The 14,182-nt window shown below is 65.1% G+C and carries 19 protein-coding genes; 9 read left to right on the forward strand and 10 right to left on the reverse strand.

The window, feature by feature from the left end; translation table 11 throughout:
* Window positions 1-801, reverse strand: a complete 801-nt coding sequence (locus LJ725_RS02560) for an enoyl-CoA hydratase/isomerase family protein (RefSeq protein WP_230549047.1) — start codon at window positions 799-801, stop codon at window positions 1-3.
* Between LJ725_RS02560 and mepA the strand changes: the two genes are divergently transcribed.
* Complete coding sequence (gene mepA / locus LJ725_RS02565; protein ID WP_230549048.1) at window positions 800-1,666, forward strand: penicillin-insensitive murein endopeptidase; 867 nt, start codon at window positions 800-802, stop codon at window positions 1,664-1,666. The genes LJ725_RS02560 and mepA overlap by 2 nt on opposite strands.
* A 4-nt stretch (window positions 1,667-1,670) precedes the next feature.
* Here the strand turns inward: mepA and LJ725_RS02570 are convergent, their stop codons facing one another.
* Genes LJ725_RS02570 through LJ725_RS02585 form a run of 4 tightly spaced genes read right to left on the reverse strand, consistent with a single transcriptional unit; the run spans window position 1,671 to window position 4,856 of the window.
* Complete coding sequence (locus tag LJ725_RS02570; RefSeq protein WP_230549049.1) at window positions 1,671-2,066, reverse strand: hypothetical protein; 396 nt, start codon at window positions 2,064-2,066, stop codon at window positions 1,671-1,673.
* A gap of 27 nt (window positions 2,067-2,093) precedes the next feature.
* Entirely contained in the window at window positions 2,094-2,891 is a 798-nt protein-coding gene (locus tag LJ725_RS02575; protein WP_230549050.1) for an ABC transporter permease, read from the reverse strand.
* Window positions 2,888-3,661, reverse strand: coding sequence for an ABC transporter ATP-binding protein (locus LJ725_RS02580; protein WP_230549051.1), 774 nt, complete (start codon window positions 3,659-3,661; stop codon window positions 2,888-2,890). Before LJ725_RS02580 ends, LJ725_RS02575 begins: the two co-directional genes overlap by 4 nt.
* Before the next feature lie 7 nt (window positions 3,662-3,668).
* Window positions 3,669-4,856 (reverse strand): pyridoxal phosphate-dependent aminotransferase, encoded by a 1,188-nt coding sequence (locus tag LJ725_RS02585; protein ID WP_230549052.1) that lies wholly within the window; start codon window positions 4,854-4,856, stop codon window positions 3,669-3,671.
* 150 nt (window positions 4,857-5,006) lie between these two features.
* On the opposite strand from LJ725_RS02585, the gene bamE reads away from it, so the two are divergent.
* The 8 genes from bamE (at window position 5,007) to LJ725_RS02625 (ending at window position 9,354) form a co-directional block, all read left to right on the forward strand.
* Window positions 5,007-5,306, forward strand: a complete 300-nt coding sequence (bamE, locus tag LJ725_RS02590; protein WP_230549053.1) for an outer membrane protein assembly factor BamE domain-containing protein — start codon at window positions 5,007-5,009, stop codon at window positions 5,304-5,306.
* Between the two features lie 30 nt (window positions 5,307-5,336).
* Complete coding sequence (locus LJ725_RS02595; RefSeq protein WP_230549054.1) at window positions 5,337-6,287, forward strand: hypothetical protein; 951 nt, start codon at window positions 5,337-5,339, stop codon at window positions 6,285-6,287.
* The gene (locus tag LJ725_RS02600) at window positions 6,284-6,856 is read left to right on the forward strand and encodes a chromate transporter (RefSeq protein WP_230549055.1); all 573 of its coding nucleotides are present in this window, start codon (window positions 6,284-6,286) and stop codon (window positions 6,854-6,856) included. Before LJ725_RS02595 ends, LJ725_RS02600 begins: the two co-directional genes overlap by 4 nt.
* A complete protein-coding gene (locus LJ725_RS02605) occupies window positions 6,853-7,386 on the forward strand; it encodes a chromate transporter (protein ID WP_230549056.1) in 534 nt (177 codons plus the stop codon). Before LJ725_RS02600 ends, LJ725_RS02605 begins: the two co-directional genes overlap by 4 nt.
* Window positions 7,387-7,517: 131 nt before the next feature.
* A complete protein-coding gene (locus LJ725_RS02610) occupies window positions 7,518-7,907 on the forward strand; it encodes a hypothetical protein (protein WP_230549057.1) in 390 nt (129 codons plus the stop codon).
* A gap of 78 nt (window positions 7,908-7,985) precedes the next feature.
* Window positions 7,986-8,279: a hypothetical protein gene (locus LJ725_RS02615; protein ID WP_230549058.1), complete on the forward strand. Its 294-nt coding sequence runs from the start codon at window positions 7,986-7,988 to the stop codon at window positions 8,277-8,279.
* Window positions 8,280-8,354: 75 nt separating this feature from the next.
* Window positions 8,355-8,924 (forward strand): NnrU family protein, encoded by a 570-nt coding sequence (locus LJ725_RS02620; RefSeq protein ID WP_230549059.1) that lies wholly within the window; start codon window positions 8,355-8,357, stop codon window positions 8,922-8,924.
* Between the two features lie 82 nt (window positions 8,925-9,006).
* The gene (locus LJ725_RS02625; protein ID WP_230549060.1) at window positions 9,007-9,354 is read left to right on the forward strand and encodes a hypothetical protein; all 348 of its coding nucleotides are present in this window, start codon (window positions 9,007-9,009) and stop codon (window positions 9,352-9,354) included.
* Here LJ725_RS02625 and LJ725_RS02630 read toward each other — a convergent pair.
* From LJ725_RS02630 to LJ725_RS02650, 5 genes are all read right to left on the reverse strand, one after another.
* A complete protein-coding gene (locus LJ725_RS02630; RefSeq protein WP_230549061.1) occupies window positions 9,351-10,883 on the reverse strand; it encodes an amidohydrolase family protein in 1,533 nt (510 codons plus the stop codon). The two genes, LJ725_RS02625 and LJ725_RS02630, sit on opposite strands and share 4 nt — an antisense overlap.
* 25 nt (window positions 10,884-10,908) lie before the next feature.
* A complete protein-coding gene (locus LJ725_RS02635) occupies window positions 10,909-11,739 on the reverse strand; it encodes an ABC transporter permease (protein ID WP_230549062.1) in 831 nt (276 codons plus the stop codon).
* Window positions 11,711-12,493, reverse strand: coding sequence for an ABC transporter ATP-binding protein (locus LJ725_RS02640; RefSeq protein ID WP_230549063.1), 783 nt, complete (start codon window positions 12,491-12,493; stop codon window positions 11,711-11,713). Before LJ725_RS02640 ends, LJ725_RS02635 begins: the two co-directional genes overlap by 29 nt.
* Before the next feature lie 11 nt (window positions 12,494-12,504).
* Entirely contained in the window at window positions 12,505-13,503 is a 999-nt protein-coding gene (locus LJ725_RS02645; RefSeq protein WP_230549064.1) for an ABC transporter substrate-binding protein, read from the reverse strand.
* 66 nt (window positions 13,504-13,569) lie between these two features.
* Window positions 13,570-14,025, reverse strand: coding sequence for a YqaA family protein (locus LJ725_RS02650; RefSeq protein ID WP_230549065.1), 456 nt, complete (start codon window positions 14,023-14,025; stop codon window positions 13,570-13,572).
* Between the last annotated feature and the right edge of the window lie 157 nt (window positions 14,026-14,182).

The following is a 14,182-nucleotide window of genomic DNA, read 5'->3' on the forward strand; positions in this document are numbered from 1 at the left end:
CTACCTCTTCGCCCATGAGGGCGTGGTCTTCGCCATGAAATGCCGGATGCCCTCGGCCGCCTCCGGCTGCCGCAGCAGTCCCACCAGACTCTGTGCCGCCTCGTCCATCACGACGCGATCTTCCTGGGTCGCACAGGACATGACCAGCCGCTTCGCGACGGCCAGCGCCTTGGGCTCCATCTTCAGGATATCGTCGAGCAGCCCCTGCAGGGTCGTCTCGACCTCGGCGGCGCCGGCGCAAAGATAACGCCCGACGCCGAGTCGATGTGCTTCGGCGGCGTCGATGACGCGTCCAGTCACGGCCAGATCGCGCACCGGCCCCTCTCCCATCCGGCGCACCAGGAACGGGATGATCTGGGAGGGAATGAAGCCGACCTTGGGTTCTGGGATGCCGAAGCGCGCGCTCGCGTGCAGGATCACCACATCCGAGCAGCAAGCCATCCCGAAACCCGCACCCACCGCCGAGCCATCGACCACCGCTATGGTGGCCTGCGGCAGGCCATTCAGCGCGAGCAGGGCGTTGCCGAACTGGCGATAGGCCGGAACCAGCGGGTCGGTGCCGGAGGGCGGCAGCGGCGGCAAGTTCGCCATGGCGTCGAGGTCGCCGCCGGCGCAGAAGTGCCCGCCGGCTCCCCGCAGGACCAGCACGCGACACTGGGCATCCTGCCCGATGCCGACGAAAGCGTCTTCCAGTTCGAGCATCATCCGGTGCGTCAGCGCGTTTCGCCGCTGCGGCCTGTTCAGTGTCAGTGTCGTGACGGCGCCGTGCCGTTCGATCGCGAGGAACTCGTAGTCGGCCATGGGCAAAGTCTTAGCGAGCGACTATCGTACCAACAAGATGATGCGTTTCCTGGTTCCGCTGCTCGCGGTTATCCTCGGCCTGACGGGTGCGGCACGTGCCGACGACTGGGCCACCGTCATGACGCCGGCCCCGGGACCGACGCAGTCGATCGGCTTCTATACGGCGGGCTGTCTGCAGGGCGCGCACGCCCTGCCGCTGGACGGCCCCGGATACGAGGCCATTCGCGTCAGCCGCAACCGCTACTGGGGCCAGCCGGTCACCATCGAGTTCATCAAGACCCTGGCGGAGAAGATGCGGGCCGCCGGACAGGCGCACCTCTACATCGGCGACATCGGCCAGCCGCGCGGAGGTCCCGCCCCGTCCGGCCACGCCAGCCACCAGATCGGCCTCGACGCCGACATCTGGTTCGAGCGCCAGCCCGGCGCACGACGCGCGCCGGCTGACCGCGAGAATCCGCGCCTGCGCTCGCTGGTGCGGGCCGACGACAGCGGCATCGACGATACGGTCTTCAACGAGCAGCACGTGCTGCTGCTGCGGACGGCCGCGCAGATGCCGAACCTCGACCGCATGTTCGTCAACAAGTGGATCAAGCAGCGACTGTGCGAGACGGTAGGCGGCGATCGCTCGTGGTTGCGCAAGCTCGTCCCCTGGTACGGGCACGATTCGCACTTCCACATCCGCCTCTACTGTCCGCCGGGCAACCCGCAGTGCCAGCCACAGGCCGACTATGCGCAGGACGACGGATGCGGCGAGGCACTCGAATCGTGGTTCCGCAAGGCGCCGCTCGTGCCGCCGACCACGCCTCCCAAGCCCTACCGGCCCAAGCTGCCGGCCGCCTGCACCGCCGTCCTGAACGCGCGGTAGCTGGCTAGCCCAGTCCGCCGCAGCGGTTGGCGCGCTGGCGCGCCTGGACGTCGAGCCAGTCGAGACCGCCGACCGACCCGATTCGGATCCAGTCGACCTGGATGGTGCCGTCCGGCACCCGCTTCACGACATAGCGCGACTCAGCCTGCGGGGCGCTGCGCGGCACGTAGAGCACCGATGTCGTTCCCGGCGTGGAGGGCGGCTCGATGTTCACGACGAAGCCATCGCCGGCCGGCGCCGCAAGGCAGGTCACCATCGCGTCATAGGGCACGGTGTAGACATTGGACCATGCCGGCACCGGCTTCGGTGGCTTGATCGGCTCCGAGCCCAGCTTGTCCACGGTCGAACAGGCTGCGGCGGCGAGCGACAGAAGAGCGGGAACCCATACGTGCTTGAACATCACTCACCTCCGGAAACAGGCCCCATTTTACTCACCCTGACCGAGGAGTGAACCGGCCCGTCGCGAAGAGCGGAAGAACCACTGGAATACCTGAAAGCCGACCACGAGGTAGACGACCGACAGGCCGAACGCGATAGCCAGCATGTCCCAGTGCACCACCTTGTCGGCCATGATGGCCCGCATTCCCTCGAAGACATAGGCCGGCGGCAATCCCCAGGCGATGACCTGCAGCCATTGCGGCAGCACCGAGACGGGATAGTAGACGCCGCTCACCGGCATCAGCACGAACACCGCCGCCCAGGCGAAGCTCTCCGCGCTCTGCCCCACCCGCATCACCAGTCCCGACATGGCGAGCCCGATCGACCAGGAGAACATCTGCAGGATCACGAAGAAGGCGATCAGCGGCAGGCCGAGCGTGTAGATCGAGTAGCCGAAAAAGGCCCAGGCCAGCAGCGACACCGGGATCATGCCCAGCAGGGTGCGCAGCAGCGCCGCGATGATTATGCCGGTCGCCAGTTCCCAGGAGCGGATCGGGCTCACGAAGAGATGGCCGAGGTTGCGCGACCAGATCTCCTCCAGGAAGGCGATCGACAGCGAGAGGTTGCCTCGGACGACGACCTCCCACAGCAGCAGGCCCGACAACAGCACGCCCGCCGCCTGCGCCACGAACGAGGCCTGGGGCAGCAGGTACTGGGTCATGAAGCCCCACATCACCATCTGCACCGCCGGCCAGTAGATCGAATCGACCAGGCGCATCACCGAACTGCGCCAAAGATAGATATGGCGCAGGACGAGCGCGTAGATGCGGTTCAGCGAGCCGCTCATGGCTGGCCCCCATCGGGCTTCAGCGCGTCGAGCCCGCGGCCGCGGCCGCGCGCCATGTCGAGAAACACCTCCTCCATGTCCTCGCGGCCGAACCGTTCGAGCAGTTCGCGCGGGCTGCCCCGCTCGAACACCTTGCCGGCCTGCAGCAGGATCACGTCGTCGCACAGCCGCTCGACCTCGCCCATGTTGTGCGAGGCGAGCAGGATCGTGGAGTGGGTCTCGTGCTGGTAGCTTTCGAGGTAGCCGCGCACCCAGTCCGCGGTGTCGGGATCGAGCGAGGCCGTGGGCTCGTCGAGCAGCAGCACGTCGGGCTTGTTGATCAGCGCCTTGGCCAGCGCCACCCGCGTCTTCTGGCCGGCCGACAGCTTGCCGGCCGCCCGGTCGAGGAACGGCGCCACCTGCATGTGCTCGGCGATCTCCACGATGCGATGCCTGAGATCCTTCACGCCGTAGAGCCGGCCATAGAACTGCAGGTTCTGGCGCACCGTCAGCCGATGCGGCAGGTCGACATAGGGCGAGGAGAAGTTCATGCGCGGCAGCGCCGCGTAGCGACGCTTCAGCATATCGATCCCGAGGATTCCGATGCTGCCCCCGGTCGGTTCGAGCAGGCCTAGCAGCATCGCAATGGTCGTCGTCTTGCCGGCGCCATTGCCTCCGAGCAAGCCCAGTACGGTGCCGCGCGGAACCGAGAAGCTCAGATCGTCGACGGCGACGATCTCGCCATACACCTTGCGCAGGTGCTGGACGGCAATGGAGGGTGCTGCGGGCATGCCGGCATCACAATGCCTTGATCGCCGCTTCGATGCGATCGAGGCCCTTGCTGAGACGCTCCGCGCTCGACGCGAAGCACAGGCGCACATTGCCCTGTCCACCCGGCCCGAAGGCTTCGCCCGGCGCGAGGCCGACCTTGTACTCCTTGGCCATCGTCTTGCAGAAGGCCAGCGTGTCGTCGACACCGTCGACCGAGAAGAAGGCATAGAAGGCCGCGTCCGGCCGCGCGATCCTGACCTTCGGTAGGGCCGAGAGGCGCTGGAACACCAGTTCGCCGCCCGCACGGCAGCGCTCGACCATTTCGTGGATGAAGCCATCGCCCTGCTCGAGCGCCGCCACGGCGCCCTTCTGCAGGAAGGCTGGCGCACCCGACGTGTTGATCTGCACCAGCTTGGCGAACTGGTCGCCCAGCGCCGCCGGGTGGGTGAGCCAGCCCAGCCGCCAGCCCGTCATCGCCCAGGGCTTGGAGAAGCTGTTGAGCACGATCACTGGATCGTCGGGACCGGCCAGTTCGAGGAAGGACGGCGCCACCTGCCGGCCGTCCGGCCGCTTGCTGTAGATCAGGCGGGCATAGACCTCGTCGGCCATGATCCACACGCCGCGCTTGCGGGCGAAGTCCAGAAGGGCGCCCTGCTCCTCCGTGGTCATCGTCCAGCCCGTCGGATTGCCGGGCGAGTTCACGAAGATCGCGCGCGTACGGTCGTCGACGGCATCGAAGATCTTCTGCAGGTCGAGCTTCCATCCACCCGCCGGCGTGCCGTCGAGCGCGACGTACTTCGGCACGCCGCCGACCAGCCTGGTGGCCGAGGTGATGTTGGGCCAGATCGGCGAGACGATGACGACGTTGTCGCCCGGATCGAGCAGGAGCTGGCAGGTCAGCAGGATCGCCTGCATCCCGCCCGTCGTCACGGTGAGCCGCTCGATCGGGCACTTGATGCGATAGAGCCGCTCCGTATAGGCCGAGAGGGCGCGGCGCAACTCGGGGATGCCGCGCTGCCAAGTGTAGAACGTGTCGCCACCCTGCAGGCCGGCAGCGGCCGCGTTGCGCACGAAATCGGGGGTCACGAGATCGCTCTCGCCGAACCACAACGGCACGACGTCTGGATCTCCGAACACCGTCATCGCCACTTCGGAAATGGGGGTTTCGGGCAGGCCGGCCGTGGCGCCGCTCAGCGACGCCTTGAGGCCCGGCACGACGAATCTATTATGGTCTTGCATCCATCGGACGTAGCGCATCGTTCGGAATTGCGCCAGCCATCCGCCTGCCCGACAATTGTTGGCGGCGAGGCCCAGCCAGACTAATTGCCCGGACCAGTTGCCCAGACCAATCGCAAGGAGAAAGCCATGAAGTACGTTGCATGCCTGCTTTCGACCGCCCTGCTCACCGGCTGCGTGCACGGAGACAGCGTCGAACGCCTGCAGGCCGGAATGGATCGCGACCAGGTCCGCACGCTCATGGGGCCGCCCGACGGATCGGCGCACTCGCCGGGCAAGGACTGCGCCTACTACACGGTTCTCAAGGACTTCTGGAGCCGCACGCCGTGGTCGATGTCGGACCGCTACTACGTCTGCTTCACCGACGGCAGGGTCGAAACCTACGGCCGGGCTGACCAGCCGGCCTCGGCTCAGATGACAGCGCGATAGGCCAGCGCTACGGTATGTACAGGGGGACGAATGCATTCACATCAGGACGACGGGCAGATCGCCCAGTGGCTCGCCGAACATCAGACCGGCAACTACGCTGACGGCCGCCGGTACGACGATATCCAGTACCTGCAGTGCAAGCTGATCCTGAAGCCAGATCGCTTCACCTCCGCCCGCGTCTTCAAGGAGTTCGCCGCCCTGGTCCAGCAGGCCGCGGCAACGACGGGCGTAGGCTACCAGCATACCCCGAAATCCCAGCAGCGACCGGAGGTCCGCGAGGTCCTGTTCCTCGATACCGGCGGCTACCACCTCTACAACAATAGCTTTATCGTGCGGCGTCGCATCGCCTACGAGGACGGATTTGCCATCGGCGATCCGGAGATCGTCTTCAAGTATCGCAGCGACGACATGGCGAAGGCCCAGTCTCTCGACGTGCGGCCGCGTATCGACGGCAAGTACAAGATCAAGTTCAAGCTCGAGGTGATGCCGCTCAAGGAGCGGATCGGCGGCATCCGGCGTCTGCTTTCCCACAATGTGGAGTTCGGCCTCAGCCAGGCGCCCCAGGCCGCCCGCATCGTCATGTCGTCGCTGGGCAACATGTCCCTTCCCGAACTGACGCAGATCTTCCCCACCCTGGGCACGATCTCGTGCGACGGGCCCAACGACGTGTCGCTGGTCAACCAGACCATCGTCGAGGAACTGCTGCAGGACATCTGCCTGCTCGATTTCGGGCACCACACGGCCGCAACGGCCAATCTCGGCCTGTGGCGCGCGCGTGGCGACCATCACGCGTTCGTGGGCGAGTTCGCCTTCCAGCTTCGCTTCACCGGACCCGACGACATCAAGCACAAGGCGCTGAACCACTGCGAGCGCTTCTTCCTGGAGCTGCAGCAGGTCGCCGCCGACTGGCTCTCGCTCACCACGACCAAGACCGGCGCCGTTTACCGCCTAAAGGGCAACCCGCCGCAAGCACACGAATGAGCGTCGCAGACACCCCACCGGTGGCCCCGCCGCCGTCGCTCGGAAAGCTGTTCTGGGTGTTCCTCGTGATGGGTGCGACCAGCCTGGGCGGCGGCGTGGTCGGCTATCTCAGGACGGGCCTCGTGGTCCGGCAGCGCTGGCTCGACGATCTGAGCTTTGTTGAGCTTCTTTCGATCAGCCAGACCCTGCCGGGCCTGAACGCGACCAACATGTCGATTCTCGTGGGCGACCGGCTGCGCGGCGGCCTGGGCGCCCTCGTCGCCACGCTGGGAATGTGCCTGCCCGGGGCCTCCCTCATGATCGCGGCGGGATTCGCCTATGGCGCCGGCGGGGACGGTCCCTGGTCCAAGGCGTTCCTGCACGGGATCGCGGCAGGCGCCGTCGGACTGATCGTGGTCGTGCTGGTCCAGCTCGGGGCCAAGACGCTGAAGACCGTAGCCGACTACGTCTTCGTCGTCCTCACGGCGGTGGCGGTCGCGTTCTTCAAGGTGCCGGTGCCGTATGCGCTGATCGTCGCCGGCATCGTCGCGATCTGGTGGCATCGACCGCGTGACAAGGACGTGCCGTGAAGAACCTGTGGGATCTCGCTGGCGTCTTCGCCTACCTATCCCTCCTCACCGTCGGCGGCGGCATGGCCGCCTTCCCGGAAATGAAGGAGCTCACGGTCGATACCTACCACTGGCTGACCTTTCCGGAACTGCTGCATTTCTACAGCTTGGGTCAGCTCGCCCCCGGCCCGAACATGATGATGGTCGCCTCGATCGGCGTGGTCGTCGGGCACATCCCGGGGGCGCTGGTCGCCCTGATCGCGTTTTTCCTCCCGACCGGCCTGCTGACATTCTTCATCGGCCGGCTGTGGACCCATCTCGCCACATGGCGCTGGCGGCCATCGATCCAGGCCGGGCTGGGGTCCGTTGCCGTCGGGCTCGTGCTGGCCGGCGCGATCATCATGGGCAAGGGCGCGATCACCGACGTCTTCTTCGGTGTGATCTCGCTTATTGTCTTCCTGCTGCTGTGGCGGACGAAGATCAATCCCGCCTATCCGATCGTGGCGTCAGGCCTTGTCGGCATGGCACTGCACTACTTCACGGCAACCTGACGCGCGGGCACTCGGCCCCGGTTCGGCAGCTTCCTGCCAAAACAAAAGGTGCCAGGGCCTTTGGCCACGCCTGTCGACCATGTTGCGGCGGCAACAGCGGCGGCCCTCGATACAAGTGAGCGGAGAATCGAATGCCAGAACGACAGATGCAGGCGATCGGGCAAGCCCTTGCCGACATCTACGGCGAGAAGAACGAAGGCGGCCTGCTCTGCTGCACGCTGGAGGCGGTCAATGCCGACGGGATGGACGTTTCCATCCAGGTGATGGCGGAGACGATCAATCTGGCGCCCTATCCGTTTGCCGAGGATCCCCTTACACGCCTGGAACTGAGCGGTGCGGTCGAGACTCTTGAACACGTCGCGCTCGACCTGGTCGACTGGGATGCCAACGCCTTCGCCACCGTAGGGACGTCTGGCAACGATCCGATCGATATCGCCCGGCTGATCGACCGGACGTTCGTCAAGGTACTTGGCTGTGCTCCCGACTACACGCTGAAGGCTTCCACCGAAGACCTTGCGTGAGGCCGGGTTATCCCCGCAGCAGGGAACGTCGAGCGGGCGTTTGCATTGTTTTCCGAAATACAATGCGAGGAGTGTCCGATGAAGCTCATCCTGACCGCGGCGGTGGCTCTCGTTGCCTCAATTGGCGTCGCTGCCGCCCAGATGCCGCCGACGACGGGTACGTCCACGACGCCTGCCGTTCCACCCGCAGGCATGCCCGGCACGGCCCAAACCGAAACCTCGGTGAAGACGCAGATCGAGGCCAGCGGCTACAAGAACGTGAAAGACCTGACCCGTCGCGAGGACGGTAGCTGGCACGGCACGGCAACCAAGAACGACGTCGAAGTCGCCGTTTCCGTGGACAGCGCTGGTAACGTGACGCAAGCCCAGTAGGGCGCATTCGCGCAGGGCTCGGGGCGCGAAGTATTTGCTGCCGCGCCGCAATCAGTGGCGTGCTATAAGTCGTGCATGACGCTGCTGATCCTCGGCCTCGCCCTCTTCCTGGGAATACACACTTTCACAACCATGAGGGGCGCCCGCGCCGCCGCCATCGGGCGTCTCGGCGAGGGCGGCTACAAGGGCCTCTACTCGCTGGTCGCGGCAGTCGGACTCGTCCTGATCGTCATCGGTTTCGGGCGCTACCGGAGCGCCGGCTACATCCAGATCTGGAACCCGCCGGTTTCGCTGCTCCATCCGATTGCGCTGTTCCTTCTGTGGTTCGCCTTTGTCGCCCTTACGGCGGCCTATGCCCCGGCGGGACGCATAAAGTCCTTGCTCCGGCATCCAATGCTGGTCGCAGTCAAGGCCTGGGCCCTCTCCCACCTGCTTGTGAACGGCGACCTGGGATCGATGCTCCTGTTCGGAGGCTTGCTGGCGTGGGCGGTTTACGACCGCATTGCCGTGAGGCGGCGTGGCGATCCGGGTGCTGCCGCGGCAGGCTGGTCCTTCAACGACCTGCTGGTGGTCATAATCGGCAGCGCGGCCTACATCGCCATGTTCTGGTTGCACGACACTTTGGTGGGCGTTACCGCGGCCTGACCAAGTCCTTTGTTGGCCCATTTGCACCGCTCGTGATACGTTCCGGCCGAAACTGAACCCTGACCCTTTCCGAACGCACCCTGTGATCGTAGACGCGCTGTTCCCGACGTACCGCTTCGACAAGGCCGACAACGACGACTTCATGGTCATCGACCAGTGGTCGTATGTTTGGGCGGCCTTTGCCGGGCCCTTGTTCGTCCTCACAAAGGGGCTGTATCTGCTCGCGCTGCTCGACCTGCTGGCGATGGCGGCCATTGCAGCCGGCGCCATCTTCGGATTGACCATCATCGTTTATCTGTTCAGTGCCTCGATGGAAGGCATGATCCTCATGCTCATCACCGTCGTGGGCGGGTTTGCCCTCAACGGCATCGTCGCCGTCCGCATCGTGCGCTACGGCTACCTGCGCAAGGGCTGGCGCCTCGGCTACTAGTGATGATGGTGGTAGCCGTGGTGATGGCCCCCGCCGAAGCGGTCGATGTGTAGCGGCTGCTTCCCCAGCCCTGGACAGAACGTGTTCACGACCTTCTCCAGCTTGTCGTAGAGCGCCTTGGCGGGCTTACGGCCCTTCTCCAGACGCTCCCGCGCCTTTTCCGCCAGACGGGCGAGCTGCACCATGTCGACGTTCAACAGCTTGCGATCCTCCAGCACCATGCGGCCCGCGATCATCACTGAATGAACCGCCGAGCCGTCCTCGGTGTGGACGATCTGGTTGGTCGGATCGTTGAACGGGATCCAGTTGATATGGCCGAGGTCGAGGAAGACAATGTCGGCCTTGTAGCCGACCTTGATCTTGCCGATCTTCTCACCCAGGCCGAGTGCGCGCGCGCTGCCTGCGGTTGCCGCATGCAACACCTCCTCGGTCCTGATCCACTTGCGGTTGTCGGGCCCCTGCACCTTCGAAACCATCGAGGCCAGGCGCATGTTCTCGTACATGTTCTGATTGTCCGAGCAGCTCGCACCGTCGGTGCCGATGCCGACATTGACCTTGGCATCCAGCATGCCGCGCATGTCGGCGATGCCGTTGCCCAGCACCATGTTGGACCCCGGATTGTGCGACACCGACGCTCCCTTGTCGCCCAGCAGCTTCATGTCGTCGCCGTCCAGCCAGACGCCATGGGCCACCGTGAACTTCGGGCCAACGAGTCCCAGCGAATCCATGTAGGCGGTGAGTGACGTGCCGTAGAGCCTGTAGCCGGCGATCACCTGGACCTTCGATTCCGAGACGTGGGTATGCAGACCGGTGTCGTAATCCTTGGCGAGCTTCAGGCAGGCCAGCAGGAATTCCTTGCTGCAGTGGTGCGGGATGGTCGGTGCGACGGCGAGATGAACGCCCTGCCCGTCCAGCTTCCAGCCGTGCAGCGCCTTCTTCATCTGCTTGACGCTCGCCTTGTAGGGCGAGAACTGATAGGCCTCGACTTCCTTCTGCAGGGACGGCGGCAGCTGGTCCATCAGGCCCGGGATCGCCTGGAAGAAGCTCGTATCGGCCACCATCGGTGCCAACATGGCGCGCATGCCCACGTCGGCGTAGGCCTGACCGATGGCCGCCAGCCCCTCCGCCGTCGGCATGGGGAACTCGGCCGCGAGATCGTAGGCCGCCGTACAGCCTTTCATCACCATCTCGCAGGCGCCGATCAGGCTCGACAGGTACTTGTCCTCCAGCGTGCGGGCGCCGCTCATGTAGGGGCCGGCCGTCAACAGCAGTTCGAGGGTGACGCGATCGACCATGCCCTTGGCGAGGTTGCCGTGGCTGTGGGTATGCCCGTTGATCAGGCCGGGATGTAGCAGCTTGCCGCTGGCATCGATCACCGTGGCGGAGTCCGGGGCCGCGACCTTCGTGCCGATCTCGACGATCGTATCGCCCTTCACGAGGATATCGGCCTTGGGCGCGGCGTGCCCCTTGATGTCCACGACGCGCCCGCCGCGGATTACGGTCATCGAAGGATTCGGCTTCTTTGCCATCTCACGCTCTCCCTTGCACGACCGGTCAGGCCCCCGGTGTCGCGTTGCTGCTCGACCACGGGAAGAAGATTCGCTCCGCCGCCACTACGATCTGGAACAGGACGACGCCCATCACCGACAGGATGATAAGCGCTCCGAACGCGACCGGCACCTTGAAGAAGGCGGTCGAGGTCTGGATCAGGAATCCGAGACCGGCATCGGCATTGACGAACTCGGCGACCACCGCCCCGACGACGGCCAGGGAGATCGCCACCTTGAGGCCGGCGAAGATAAATGGGACCGCATAGGGCAACCGGATGCGCAGCAGTTCGCTGAGCTTCGAGGCGCGACAGGCGCGACTGAGTTCGATCAGCTCCGGCGGCACGGAGAGCAGCCCCGTCGCGACCGAGATCACCAGTGGAAAGAACGCCACCAATACGGTGATGACGATGCGCGGCAGCTCGTTGGTGCCCAGAAGCACGACCAGAATGGGCGCCAGCGCTACTTTCGGGATCGATTGCGTCCACACCAGGAACGGATAGACCGCCGCCGCGATCGCGGGTGACGCGGTAAGCACCACGGCCAGCGGCAGGCTGATCAGAATCGATACGACGAACCCAAGCATCACAGTCTTGAAGGTCGCCATCGTATGGCCGGCGACCGTGGGTCCGATCGCCATCGTGTCTTTCCAGATCTCGGTCGGCGCCGGCAGCAGGTAGCCCGGAATATTGAAGGCCCGACAGGCGGCTTCCCACAGGAGAAACAGGCCAGCCGTGGCGATCAGCGGCAGCACGACCTCATAGAGCGCCGCACTCTTCTTCCGGCGACGAGGCGGCTTCTGCCGCTCGTCAAGCGGCGGCGCGGCCTGGACCGACATGGCGTGTTCCGAAGATGAGTTGACGGATATGCTGGCTGGCCTCGTGGAATTCCGGCGTGGCCTCCGACTCGAAGCTGCGCGGCCGCGGCAGGCCGATCTCGATGATCTCCTGGATGCGGCCGGGTCGCGGCGACATCACCACGACGCGATCCGCCAGCACCACCGCCTCGGTGATCGAATGGGTGACGAACAGGACCGTCTTGGGCCGCTCGCTCCAGATGCGCAACAGCTCCATGGTCATTTCCTCGCGCGTCAGCGCGTCGAGGGCGCCAAACGGCTCGTCCATCAGGAGGATGTCGGGATCGTGCACCAGGGCGCGGCAGATCGCGACCCGCTGCTGCATGCCGCCCGACAGCTCGCGCGGCGACTTGCCTTCGAAGCCGGCAAGCCCGACCAGTTTCAGCAGCGCCATCGCCTTGTCGGTGCTGGTCGAATCGATGCGATGCATCATCCGCAAAGGGAACAGCACGTTGTCGAGCACGCTGGCCCAGGGCAACAGCGTCGGCGCCTGGAAAACGATGCCGGTCTCGGAGCGCGGCTCGGTGATCTCCGCCCCACCGATCGAGGCCCGCCCCGCCGTCGGCAGGATCAACCCCGCCACGATACGCAGCAGGGTGGACTTGCCGCATCCCGAGGGGCCGACCAACGTGATGAACTCGTTGCGGCCGATCTCCAGGGAGACATCCTGCAACGCCGTGACCTGGTCGCCGTCACGGCTGTTGAAGACGCGCGTGACGCGGTTGAGCGAGATCACCTTGGGCCCCGCTACTTGGCGACTTTGCTCGTGTCGATCGCCGTCTTGTAGTCGAAGTCGGACTTCAGTTCGTTGGCCGTTGCGATGGTCTCCCAGGAGAACTTGAGACGCTCAGGGCTTTCCTTGCCCCAGCCGAACTCCTTGCTGTGGTCGTTAAAGACGAACTTCATCACGGCCTTGACGCTGCCCATGCAGTCGTCCAGCTCGACCTCGGGAAAACGCGCAACGTGCAGCTTGCAGGCTTCCTCCGGGTTGGCCGCCGCCCACTCGAAGGCCTCCTTGCTGGCGGCCAGGAAGCGCTTCACCAGGTCCGGCTTGTCCTGGGCCATCTTGTCGGTGGTGATCAGCGTGGCGGCATAGATCTTGAAACCGACCTCAACGAACGGCAGCGGCAGGATCTCTTCGCCGGCCTTAACCGCCGCCTTGTTGATGTAGTAATAGTGGATCGAATAGAACGGCGCCGCGTCGATGTTCTTGGCGATGAGCTGGGCCGCCATCGCCGCCCCGTCCATATTCGTCCAGATCAGCTTGTTGGGATCGGTTCCCGCCTTCTTCGCGACTTCCGGGAAATAGAAGCGGTGGCTGTTGCCCGGCGTGATGCCGATCTTCTTGCCTTCCAGCCCCTTGAAACTGGTGATCCCCGAACTCTTCAGCACGAAGAGCGAGTGCGGCGATTCGTTGTAAAGTACGGCGATCGTCTTGATCGGTACGTTGGTGCGGGCCCGCGCCGTCATGACGGCGGCGATATCGGCGACCCCGAAGTCGGCGGCGCCGGAGGCCACCTTGGTGACCGTGTCACCCGAGCCGTAGCCGCGCGTGATGGTGATGTCGATGCCGTGCTTGGCATAAATGCCCTTGCTCCACGCGCCGTAGTACATCGCGTGTTCACCCGAAGGGATCCAGTCGGTCTGGAAACGGACCTTGTCCTGGGCAACCGCCGGCAGGGCCGAAAGCAGCGTCAGCGCGAGAGCCGCCAATCCTGTGCGTCGACGCAACGATGATGACTGCATGAATGCCTCCCCCGGCCCGTATCGGGCACTCACCAGGGAAGCAATTTCGATGCCATGCGCCTGCCGCTAGGCGAGCCATCCCAGCGTCGCTGCGACCAGGACGGCGTAGCGCGCCGTCTTGCCGACGCCGACCAGCACGACGAACGGCAGCAGCGGCGTGCGCAAGGCCCCTGCCACGACCGTGAGCGCATCGCCGCCAAACGGCAGCCAGGCGAACAGCAACGACCATATGCCCCAGCGGGCATACCAGCGCTCGACCCGCTCATAGTCCTTCGGCTTCACCGGAAACCAGCGCCGGTCGCGAAACCGCTCGATGAAGCGACCCAGGAGCCAGTTCACGAGGGAGCCCAGGGTATTTCCCACGCTGGCGGCCAGCAGCAGCGTCGGCCAGTGCGACGGCTCGGCTACCAGCAGCCCGACCAGGACCAGTTCAGACTGAAAGGGAAAGATGGTGGCCGCGAGAAACGCTGCGGCGAACAGGCCGACATGGCCGAGGACAGGCGCGTTAAGGACGAAATCCATGAAGGTTCGTCCTTAACCCAGCCCTGCCGTCTCTGGCGAGGGAGCGAGCCCCCCGATCACGACGAACGGCGGCCGTTTCGGGCCCAAATCAAGGCCCGGTCGAAAGCGGGGTTTCGGCATTTCGATGCAACACCTCATGCCGACGCAGCGTTCATCC

The organism is Reyranella aquatilis, assembly GCF_020880995.1.
Lineage (GTDB): Bacteria > Pseudomonadota > Alphaproteobacteria > Reyranellales > Reyranellaceae > Reyranella > Reyranella aquatilis.

Coding starts and splice junctions, on each gene's coding strand:
- mepA (WP_230549048.1), top strand. CDS start 800: ATGGGCAAAGTCTTAGCGAGCGACTATCGTACCAACAAGATGATGCGT.
- LJ725_RS02560 (WP_230549047.1), bottom strand. CDS start 801: ATGGCCGACTACGAGTTCCTCGCGATCGAACGGCACGGCGCCGTCACG.
- LJ725_RS02570 (WP_230549049.1), bottom strand. CDS start 2,066: ATGTTCAAGCACGTATGGGTTCCCGCTCTTCTGTCGCTCGCCGCCGCA.
- LJ725_RS02575 (WP_230549050.1), bottom strand. CDS start 2,891: ATGAGCGGCTCGCTGAACCGCATCTACGCGCTCGTCCTGCGCCATATC.
- LJ725_RS02580 (WP_230549051.1), bottom strand. CDS start 3,661: ATGCCCGCAGCACCCTCCATTGCCGTCCAGCACCTGCGCAAGGTGTAT.
- bamE (WP_230549053.1), top strand. CDS start 5,007: ATGAAGTACGTTGCATGCCTGCTTTCGACCGCCCTGCTCACCGGCTGC.
- LJ725_RS02595 (WP_230549054.1), top strand. CDS start 5,337: ATGCATTCACATCAGGACGACGGGCAGATCGCCCAGTGGCTCGCCGAA.
- LJ725_RS02600 (WP_230549055.1), top strand. CDS start 6,284: ATGAGCGTCGCAGACACCCCACCGGTGGCCCCGCCGCCGTCGCTCGGA.
- LJ725_RS02610 (WP_230549057.1), top strand. CDS start 7,518: ATGCCAGAACGACAGATGCAGGCGATCGGGCAAGCCCTTGCCGACATC.
- LJ725_RS02615 (WP_230549058.1), top strand. CDS start 7,986: ATGAAGCTCATCCTGACCGCGGCGGTGGCTCTCGTTGCCTCAATTGGC.
- LJ725_RS02620 (WP_230549059.1), top strand. CDS start 8,355: ATGACGCTGCTGATCCTCGGCCTCGCCCTCTTCCTGGGAATACACACT.
- LJ725_RS02630 (WP_230549061.1), bottom strand. CDS start 10,883: ATGGCAAAGAAGCCGAATCCTTCGATGACCGTAATCCGCGGCGGGCGC.
- LJ725_RS02635 (WP_230549062.1), bottom strand. CDS start 11,739: ATGTCGGTCCAGGCCGCGCCGCCGCTTGACGAGCGGCAGAAGCCGCCT.
- LJ725_RS02645 (WP_230549064.1), bottom strand. CDS start 13,503: ATGCAGTCATCATCGTTGCGTCGACGCACAGGATTGGCGGCTCTCGCG.
- LJ725_RS02650 (WP_230549065.1), bottom strand. CDS start 14,025: ATGGATTTCGTCCTTAACGCGCCTGTCCTCGGCCATGTCGGCCTGTTC.